Below are 9,571 nucleotides of genomic sequence, written 5' to 3' on the forward strand. Positions count from 1 at the left end.
GGCCGCCCCGCTCGCGAGGCCGAACGCCAGCCACGCCGCGCCGGCCGCCAGCACGCGCGCCGTGCGGCGCGTGGCGTTGTCTGTCGTTGTTCTCTTCATACGGTCACCAGCGGCGCGGGGTTTTTCAGGTATTGCTCGCGGATCGCGCGCGCCGACCAGTAGGCCAGCGCCGCGATGATCCCGGTCGGGTTGTAGCCGATGCCCTGCGGCAGCGCCGACGCCCCCATCACGAACACGTTGTGCACGTCCCAGCTCTGCAGATAGCGATTCAGCACGCTCGTCTTCGGATCGGTGCCCATCACCGCGCCGCCGACGAGGTGGGTCGTCTGGTACTGGCGGGAATCGAAGTGCTTGCCGAACTCGCGCGTCGACACGCCGATCGCCTTCGGCCCCATCGCCTCCGCGATCTTCTTCATCTGGCCGGTCACGTACTGCGCCATCCGGATGTCGTTGTCCTTCCAGTCGAACGTCATCCGCAACAGCGGCTGGCCGTACGAGTCGCGATAGGTCGGATCGAGATCGAGATACACGTCACGGTACGACATGTTGGTGCCGTGCGCGTCCATCGAGACCGTGTGCGCGTAGTTGTCCTTGACCGCCTTCTTCCACGCGGAACCCCACTGCGGCGTGCCGGGTGGCGTCGAGATGCCGCTGATCGGCTTGGCGCCTGCCTGGTTCACCCACAGCGGCGAGCCGCCGACGAAGCCGAGCGGCCCGTGGTCGAAGTTGTCCGCGTTGAAATCGTCCACCGCGACGCCGTTGCCGCCCGCGCCGACGAACGGGTTCGTGTAGGTGTCCTTGTCGAAGAACGCCTTGATCGTCGACAGGTTCTGGTACGCGAAATTACGGCCCACGACGCCTTCGCCCGAGATCGGGTCGTACGGCTTGCCGATGCCCGACAGCAGCAGCAGGTGCACGTTGTGATACTGGAACGCAGCCAGGATCACGAGATCGGCCGGCTGCGACACTTCACGGCCGGCCGGATCGATATAGGTGACGCCCGTCGCGCGCTTCTTCGTGTCGTCGAGATCGACGCGCAGCACGTGGCACTTCGAGCGCAGCTCGAAGTTCGGCACCTGCTTCAGCGCGGGCAGGATGTTCAGGTTCGGCGACGCCTTCGAGTACATGTAGCACGCGTAGCCGCTGCAGTAGCCGCAGAAGTTGCACGGGCCCATCTGCACGCCGTACGGGTTCGTGTACGGCCCCGACGTGTTCGCCGACGGCAGCCGGTACGGATGCAGGCCGAGCGATTTCGCCGCGTCGAAGAAGCGCTGTGCCGAATACGTATTGAGCTGCGCGGGCAGCGGGAAGTTGTCGCTGCGGTTCGCGTCGAACACGTTACCGTCGCCGACCACCCGGCCGTTGACCTTGTACGCCTGCCCCGACGTGCCGAACACCTTCTCGGCGAAGTCGAAGTACGGCTCCAGTTCGTCGTAGCTGACGCCCGTATCCTGGATCGTCATCCCTTCGGGGATGAACTTCCTGCCGTAGCGCTCTTCGTAGTGGCTGCGCAGCCGCAGCTCTTCCGGCGCGATCCGGAAGTGCACGCCGGACCAGTGCAGCCCCGCGCCGCCGACGCCCTCGCCCGGCAGGAACGCCGCGAGCTGGCGGTACGGCAGCGCCGTGTCCTTCACGCCATGGCGGATCGACACGGTCGTCTTCGACAGGTCGAGGAACAGCTTCTTGCGGATGTTGTAGGTCAGCTCGTCGATCGTGTTCGGATATGCGCCGTCCGGATACGTGTCGCGATATTCGCCGCGCTCGAGCGCAACCACGTTCAGGCCCGCTTCGGTCAGTTCCTTTGCGAGAATCGCGCCGGTCCAGCCGAAGCCGACGATGACCGCATCGACATGCGGCTTCTTCTCTGCGGCCATCAGGTACGCTCCCCGTTGATCGAGACCGGCCCGTACGGATACGGCTTGCCGTTCTGGTTGACGAAATCCATGAAATCCGCGCGCGCGCCGGGAAAGCCGATCATCTTCCACGCGGCCATCCCGCGATTGCCGCCGTGGACCGGATCGCAGAAGTAGCCTTCGCGCGTGTTCTGCAGCAATTGTCCGAAGAACACCTCGGGCGGCACGTCGTCGATCTGCACGCTGCCCTTTTCGAGCGCGCCGAGCACCGCGTCGCGCGTCGGCGCGTCGAGATCCGCGAACGCTTTGCCGTGAGTTTTCACGCAGTACACATTGACGGCCGCGATGCCGAGCCGGTACAGGTCGCGCGGCACGAGCTTCAGCTGGTAGCCGAGTTCCGGCACGCCCTGCTGGAACGGCCCCTGCATGTACCACAGCGCGCCGTGCGCATAAGGCGTTTCCATCTGGCGATCGATGAATTCGGGCACGCCGGACTCGAGCGCGCCGGGGCCTTCGGCGTCAGCGGGGATCAGGCGATCGACTGCGGCCTGAACGAACGTCCACTCCTTCGCGTCGAAGAACGTCGGTTTGTACGGCGCGCGCTCGGCTTCGGCCGATGCGGCGGGCGCGTTGCCGGCCGTCGTCGCGGAAGGCGACGACGAGCGCAGATCGCAACCGGCGAGCGACGCGATCGGCACGAGCGCGACCGACGAGCGCAGGAAGTGACGGCGCGAGTTGGGTTTGTCGGGTGGCGTGGTCATGGTCGGGTGATGATCGTTGGGGACAGCGCTTCGAACACGCACATGCAGCATGCACCGTGCGCGGCGCGAGACGGCGGCGCAACCGCGCGCCTGACCGCCCCTGTTCTTCCGTATTGCGCACAACCTCGCTGCAGACGGCGGACTCGCGCCCGGCGCGACCCCGCTTTCGTCATGCAGCCGCTTGTCTTGCAGACGCTTCCTCGCCCGATTCATCGGACTCCAAAGCGTTTCGACCTCTAGCGGGTCTTATCGTCGGACGAATCCGCGCCATTCGGCCGGAACCTGCCCGCCGTCGCCATGGCCCTTTTAACTTAGTCGCCGCTCTCGCTGACAGCAAGAACGGCATGCGCGGCCCTCTGGCTACCCTGGTCGACGGTGCGGCGAATTATAAATGGAACCGGTTCCATTTTGAGACGTTTTGTCGCAATTTATTGACTCGAAAACCGCAACAATCGGCAGCGGCTCGTAACGGGACGCGCAAAGATGAACAAAATCGCCTGCCGGCATTGCAGTCACCGGCTGTTTCGCCGGCCACGGCGCTCCGTGATCCGCCGATCACCGCTCGAGTACGCGTGGACCTTCAACTGAAGTCCATCGAAATCTGCTAGGCTTGCGCTCCGATATGCGTACAAAAACGAAAACACTGGACGAGACCAGCAAATATCTGAGCTATCTGCTCCGTCACGAACCGCAGGCCATCGGCTTGCAGCTCGATCAGGAAGGATGGGCCGACATCGATGCGCTCATCGCGGGCGCCGCGCGGCATGGGCAGGCGCTCGATCGCGCGACGATCGAGGCGGTCGTCGCCACCAACGACAAGAAGCGTTTCGCGCTGTCCGACGACGGCCGACGCATCCGCGCAGTACAAGGACACTCGACACCGGCCGTGCAACGGCAATACCCGGAGCAGCCGCCGCCGGCCGTGCTCTATCACGGCACCGCGACGCGCTTTCGCGAATCGATTCGCGAACGGGGGCTGAAGGCCGGTGCGCGTCATCACGTGCATCTGTCGCAGGACTTGCGCACGGCCGTCACGGTCGGCAAGCGCTACGGCAAGCCGGTGGTGCTGGCAATCCAGGCGGGCCGGATGCACGAGCGGGGTTTCAGGTTCTTCCTGGCGGAGAACGGCGTGTGGCTCGTCGACGCGGTGCCGGCCGAGTTTCTGTCGGTGCACGACGACTCGCCCGCCGGTTGAACGGCTGAACGGCGGAATGGCGCGGCGCGCTCGCCGCCGCACCGCAACACGTGATGCCGGATCGCGACGTCTAGTTCGTCCAGAGCATCGACGCGATGGACAGCGACAGCACCACGCACAGCGGCGCATAGCACAGCGTGTCCATCCGCGCGAACCGCGACCCGCGAATCCGCTTGAAGAGCCCGACGTAGCGGAAGTCGCCGATCGCCCGCACCGCGAAGATCAGCGCGAGCGCGACGATCCCGAACGCGACCGCGTTCGAATCCAGCCTCGGCAGCAGCCAGCCGGCGCGCGCCGCGACCACGCCCGCGCTCGCGAACAACGCCGCCGCGACGGCGAACGTGCCAGCCGCGCTCGGCTGAAACAGGGGTTTGCCGTCGCGCTCCGGAATCGTCGCGCGCTTGCCGGCGCGGCCCCCGCAGGCCCAGTAAACGTGGACAAGCGCAATCGCGCACAGCGTCGGCACGCTGAAATACGCAGCGGTCATGGTCGGTGTGACTCCTTGTCTGGTCGGTTCGCCGGCCTCGGTTCCGGCGCGCGGCGTGTACGCCGCGACATCCGCGACGATACAGAAATCGGCCGCATTGCGCGTTGCGACACCCGGTCGCATTGCGACAATCGTTGCACCGCAGCGATCGTCGGCCGCGCTCCGCGCGCCGTCGCCGCTTGACTTCCGTCCGCCTGCTACTACCCTTTTATTCCAGGACTGCAGTCGAGGCTTGAACGTACAACCGCTCACACCTCCCTGCCGGAGGAACGGTTCATGAACGAAGCCCTCGAACGCCGCGCGCTGCTGCTGCATCTCGGCGGCGTGATGCGTACGCTCAGCTGCCTGCTCGAAAGCGAGCGCGACGACGCGACGATCGGCGCGCTGATCGCGACACGGCCGATGCTGGCCGACCAGCCGCTGCTCGAACACGTGTTCGATCACATGACGGTGCGCGAATTCGCGAGCGCCGTGCTGCATGCGTTCTGCCTGTGGCCGCAGCAACTGCTCGACGCGCAACTCGATCGCGATGCGCTCGCCGCGCCGGTCTGCGCAAAGCTGTTCGCCGGCAACCCGCGCGGCTGGGCGCGCTACACCGCATCGCTCACACACGACGTGCCGTGGTTCGGCGCAGGCATCCAGCCGGCCGAGGGGCCGCCCGACCGGGCGGCCCCTTCCGGGCAGACGGATCCGGTCGCGCGAACCGCGTAACGCATGCGGCAGCCGTACTTGCATCACGCACGCGCGCGTGCGCGTCTTACGTCGTGCCCGCATCACGGCCACCGCAGCCGCGCACACGTGAGCGCAGGACGTTCCCATAACGAAGGCCCGTGGAGGTGACCCATGTTGATCGGTGTGCCGAAGGAGATCAAAAACCATGAATATCGCGTCGGGCTCACACCGGCCGGCACGCTCGAACTGACCCGCCACGGCCACCAGGTCCTGGTGCAGCGCAGCGCCGGCACGGCGATCGGGCTGCGCGATGACGACTATGCGGCCGCCGGCGCGACGCTGTGCGACGGCGCAGCGGAGGTTTTCGCCCGCGCCGACATGATCATCAAGGTCAAGGAGCCGCAACCGGCCGAGTGCGCGATGCTGCGGCGCGGCCAGATGCTCTATACGTACCTGCATCTCGCGCCCGATCCGGAACAGACGGCGGCGCTCGTCAAATCCGGCGCGGTGTGCATTGCCTACGAAACGGTGACCGGGCCCGGCGGCGGCCTGCCGCTGCTCGCGCCGATGAGCGAGGTCGCCGGACGCATGTCGATCCAGGTCGCGGCGACGCACCTCGAAAGCCCCCGCGGCGGGATGGGCCTGCTGATCGGCGGCGTGCCGGGCGTACCGGCCGCGCACGTCGTCGTGCTCGGCGCGGGCGTCGTCGGCACGGGCGCGTTGCAGATGGCGGTCGGCATGGGCGCGCGGGTCGTCGTGCTCGACAACAACGTCGGCCGCCTGCGCCAGCTCGACCTGATCTTCGGCAACCGGATCACGACGGTCTGTTCGAATGCGCACACGATCGAGGAAGCGGTACGCGACGCGGACGTCGTGATCGGCGCGGTGCTCGTGCCCGGCGCGTCGGCGCCGCGCCTCGTCACGCGCGACCTGATCGCGAAGATGCGCGCCGGCGCCGTCGTCGTCGACGTCGCGATCGACCAGGGCGGTTGCTTCGAGACCTCGCATCCAACCACGCACGCGGACCCGACCTTCGTCGTCGACGGTGTCGTGCATTACTGCGTCGCGAACATGCCCGGCGCGGTCGCGCGCACATCGACATTCGCGCTGAACAACGCGACGATCGGCCACGCGATCGCGCTCGCGGACCACGGCTGGAAACGTGCGATGGCTGACGACGTGCATCTGCGCGCGGGCCTGAACGTATGCGACGGACACGTCACCTACGAAGCGGTCGCGCGCTCGCTCGGGCTGCCGTACGTGCCCGCGGAGGACATGCTGGCCTGACATCACGCGGCCTGGCGCGCGTCCATCCGCTTCACCAGCGCGGCCAGCGCCGCGGAAATCTCGACTTCGACCGGCTCCGCCGCGCCCAGCGCCCGCGTACGCGCGGGCAACGACGCGAGCTGGCTCGCCGCATAGGCACGGCTCTCGCCGAGCGACGGCAACGCGAGCCGCGCGCCGTCGCGCATGACGGGCATGAGCAGCGGGACGCCCGGCCGCGTTTCGCGCGCGAGCGCCAGGCAGTCGGCAACGATCCGGCCGTCCGCGTCGACGCGCCGGAACACCTGCTTGCGGCCCGGCCATGTCGCCTTGCCTTCGGAGCGCTTGCGGCGCGGCAGCCCCGCGTACTCGACGAGCTTGTACGCGCAGTCGAGCGACGGCGCATCCGCCGACGTGTTCATCCGCGTGCCGATGCCGAAGCCGTCGATCGGCGCACCCCGCGCGAGCAGATCGTGCAGCCCGTATTCGTCGAGATTGCCGCTCGCGAAGATCGTCACGTGCGCGAGCCCGCCGCGATCGAGGATGCCGCGCACACGCCGCGCGTGCGCGGCAAGGTCGCCGCTGTCGAGCCGCACGCCCTTGATCGCGATCCCTTCCGGCGCAAGCTTGCGCGCCGTCGCCACGACGATCTGCGCGGCGCGTTCCGTGTCGTACGTATCGATCAGCAGCACCGCGTTGTCCGGCTGCGAGCGCGCGAAATCCTCGAACGCGCGCGCCTCGTCGCGATGCGCCTGCACGTACGAATGCGCCATCGTGCCGAACACGGGGATGCCGTAACGCTCGGCGGCCTGCACCGTCGCCGTGCCCGAGAAGCCCGCGAGATAGCTTGCGCGCGCCGACAGCAGCCCCGCTTCCGCGCCATGCGCGCGGCGCAGGCCGAAATCGACGAGCGAACGTCCGGGCGCGGCCAGCACCGCACGCGCCGCCTTGCTCGCAACGAGCGTCGCATAATGCAGCAGGTTCATCACGCGGCTCTCGACGAGCTGCGCCTCGCGCAACGGCGCGGTGATCCGCAGGATCGGCTCGTCGGCGAAGCAGACGGTGCCTTCGGGCATCGCGTCCACCGCACCGGAAAAGCGCCAGTCGGCGAGCGACGCGACGAAGTCCGCGCGGAAGCGCCCCGTGCGGGCCAGGTAGTCGAGGTCGGCGTCCGTGAACCGCGCGCGCTCCAGGTAATCGAGCACGGGCGCGAGCCCCGACGCCATCAGGAAATTGCGCTGCGGCGGCAACGCGCGCACAAAGAACTCGAAGCTCGCGACGTCGTTCATCGCGGCATCGAAGTACGCCTGCAGCATCGTGAGCTCGTAGAGATCGGTCAGCAGCATGCCTTCGCCGCCATCGCCCGTCGCGCCCGCCATCACGCCTCCTTCGTGCGGTGCCGCGCCGGCTCGCGATGCGTGCTGGCCGCCCCGCTACCGGCCCCGCTGCCCACACCGCCCATCGTGCGCGCGAGCAGCGGCCGCAATTGCGCGAGCGTCCGCGTGTTGAGCACGTCGGTGCAGGTGAGCCAGCCGCGCCGCGCCTGGTCGACGCCGAAGCCGAGATCGTCCAGTTCGTCGGCGCGATGCGCGTCCGAGCCGATCGACACCAGCACACCGGCCTGCGCGGCCTCGCGGCACCAGATGTCCGCGAGATCGAGCCGCTGCGGCTGCGCATCCAGTTCGAGGAAGCAGCCGCGCGCCCGCGCGTGCTCGATCACGCGCGGCACGTCGAGCTCGCAGGCGTCCCGTTCGCCGAGCAGGCGGCCGGTCGGATGCGCGAGGATCGTGAAATGCGGATGGTCCATCGCATGCAGCATGCGATCGGTCTGCGCGGCCCGCGGCAGGTCCAGGCCGTCGCGCACCGCGCCGACGACGAGATCGAACCGGCCGAGCAAATCGTCCGGCAAGCCGAGGCTGCCGTCTTCGCGAATGTCCACCTCGACGCCCTTCAGCAGCGCGAAATCGTCGAACGATGCGTTCAGCCTGTCGATATCGTCGATTTGCCGCGCGAGCCGCCCGGCGTCGACGCCCCGCGCACGGCCGCCGCGCTGCGCCAGGTCGGTGATCGCGAGATACGCCAGCCCGCGCGCACGGGCGGCGTCCGCCATCGCGCGCAGGCCGTCGTGGCCATCCGATGCATCAGTATGCGCATGCAGGTCGCCGCGCAGATGCTTGCGCTCGACGAGCACCGGCAGGTCGCCCGTCCGCGATGCATCGATTTCGCCATGATCCTCGCGCAGCTCGGGCGGCACCCAGTGCAGGCCAATAGCGCCGTAAACCGACGCCTCGGTCGCGCCGGCGATCCGTTCGTCGCCGCGAAACACGCCGTATTCGTTGATCTTCAGGCCGCCGGCCTGTGCGATGCGGCGCAACGCGATGTTGTGCGATTTCGACCCGGTGAAGTACACGAGCGCCGCGCCGAACGCATCCGCTTCGACGACGCGCAGGTCGACCTGCAGGCCGCTGCGCAGCACGACGCTCGAGCGCGTCGCACCGTTCGCCAGCACGCGCTCGACTTCGCCGTAGCCGACGAACGCGTCGGCCACCGCCACCGGGTCGCGCGCGGTCACGAGCACGTCGAGATCGCCGACGGTCTCGCGGCGGCGCCGGAAGCTGCCGGCCGGCACCACGTCGCCGACGCCCGCCACCGCGCGCAATCGGTCGAGCAGCGGCATCAACGCTTGCTCGGCAAACGGCAGCAGGAATCGCTGCGGCGCATGATGCAGGCGTTCGTCGATCGCTTCGAGCAGATGCGCTTCGGTTTTCGCGCCGAAGCCCGGCAGTTCGCGAACGCGTCCGCTCTTCGCCGCCGCCTTCAGCTGTTCGAGCGTTTCGACATGCAGCCCGTCGTGCAGCGCCTTCACGCGTTTCGCGCCGAGCCCCTGCACGTCGAGCAATTCGACGATCGCCGGTGGCAGCGCGCGGCGCAGCGTCTGCTGCAACTCGCAGGTGCCGGTCGCCGCGATTTCGCGCAGCTTCGACGCGAGGTCGACGCCTATCGACGGGATCCGGCCGAGGTCGTCGCCATTCGCAACCATCGTGGGAATGTCGCGGCCGTAGTCGGCGATCGTGCGCGCGGCATTGCGGTAAGCGCGCACCCGAAACGGGTTGGCGCCCTGTATTTCGAGCATGTCGGCGATCTCGGCAAACACCGCCGCACATTCGGCATTGTGGATCGACATGATCGGCGCGGCTCCATTCCACGTGGATGGCGCTGCCTGGATGCGGCAGCGCCTGCCAGCCCGGCGCGTTGACGACGCACGCCGGGCGCCATGCCCCATCCTACGCCGCCCGCCCGCTCCGCGCAGGCGCCGGGCGCCGCCGTTGCGCGCGGCGCC

The 9,571-nt window shown here is 68.2% G+C and carries 9 protein-coding genes; 4 read left to right on the forward strand and 5 right to left on the reverse strand.

From position 1 onward, the window contains the following. Positions 1-95 precede the first annotated feature (95 nt). Positions 96-1,874: a GMC family oxidoreductase gene (locus G3N94_RS37190; RefSeq protein ID WP_205799216.1), complete on the reverse strand. Its 1,779-nt coding sequence runs from the start codon at positions 1,872-1,874 to the stop codon at positions 96-98. After that, on the reverse strand, positions 1,874-2,614 hold the full coding sequence (locus tag G3N94_RS37195; RefSeq protein ID WP_205799217.1) for a gluconate 2-dehydrogenase subunit 3 family protein: 741 nt from the start codon (positions 2,612-2,614) through the stop codon (positions 1,874-1,876). Before G3N94_RS37195 ends, G3N94_RS37190 begins: the two co-directional genes overlap by 1 nt. Before the next feature lie 344 nt (positions 2,615-2,958). On the opposite strand from G3N94_RS37195, the gene G3N94_RS37200 reads away from it, so the two are divergent. Both G3N94_RS37200 and G3N94_RS37205 read left to right on the forward strand, forming a co-directional pair. Further along, positions 2,959-3,222, forward strand: a complete 264-nt coding sequence (locus tag G3N94_RS37200) for a hypothetical protein (protein WP_205799218.1) — start codon at positions 2,959-2,961, stop codon at positions 3,220-3,222. A gap of 14 nt (positions 3,223-3,236) precedes the next feature. Further along, positions 3,237-3,809 (forward strand): RNA 2'-phosphotransferase, encoded by a 573-nt coding sequence (locus tag G3N94_RS37205; protein WP_205799219.1) that lies wholly within the window; start codon positions 3,237-3,239, stop codon positions 3,807-3,809. Positions 3,810-3,879: 70 nt separating this feature from the next. On the opposite strand, the gene G3N94_RS37210 is transcribed toward G3N94_RS37205, so the two are convergent. Then, positions 3,880-4,296, reverse strand: coding sequence for a DUF3995 domain-containing protein (locus G3N94_RS37210; RefSeq protein WP_205799220.1), 417 nt, complete (start codon positions 4,294-4,296; stop codon positions 3,880-3,882). A gap of 276 nt (positions 4,297-4,572) precedes the next feature. Here G3N94_RS37210 and G3N94_RS37215 point away from each other — a divergent pair, with 276 nt between their 5' ends. Beyond that, entirely contained in the window at positions 4,573-5,007 is a 435-nt protein-coding gene (locus G3N94_RS37215; RefSeq protein WP_205799221.1) for a hypothetical protein, read from the forward strand. A gap of 132 nt (positions 5,008-5,139) precedes the next feature. Further along, complete coding sequence (gene ald / locus G3N94_RS37220) at positions 5,140-6,255, forward strand: alanine dehydrogenase (RefSeq protein WP_205799222.1); 1,116 nt, start codon at positions 5,140-5,142, stop codon at positions 6,253-6,255. A gap of 2 nt (positions 6,256-6,257) precedes the next feature. On the opposite strand, the gene G3N94_RS37225 is transcribed toward ald, so the two are convergent. Both G3N94_RS37225 and polX read right to left on the reverse strand, forming a co-directional pair. Further along, on the reverse strand, positions 6,258-7,610 hold the full coding sequence (locus tag G3N94_RS37225; RefSeq protein WP_205799223.1) for a nicotinate phosphoribosyltransferase: 1,353 nt from the start codon (positions 7,608-7,610) through the stop codon (positions 6,258-6,260). Further along, positions 7,610-9,415 carry a DNA polymerase/3'-5' exonuclease PolX gene (polX, locus tag G3N94_RS37230; protein ID WP_205799224.1) on the reverse strand — a complete coding sequence of 602 codons (1,806 nt, stop codon included), beginning with the start codon at positions 9,413-9,415 and terminating at the stop codon, positions 7,610-7,612. Before polX ends, G3N94_RS37225 begins: the two co-directional genes overlap by 1 nt. Positions 9,416-9,571: the final 156 nt, after the last annotated feature.

The sequence above is a fragment of the Burkholderia sp. Ac-20353 genome, assembly GCF_017104785.1.
In the GTDB taxonomy this organism is placed as follows: domain Bacteria; phylum Pseudomonadota; class Gammaproteobacteria; order Burkholderiales; family Burkholderiaceae; genus Burkholderia.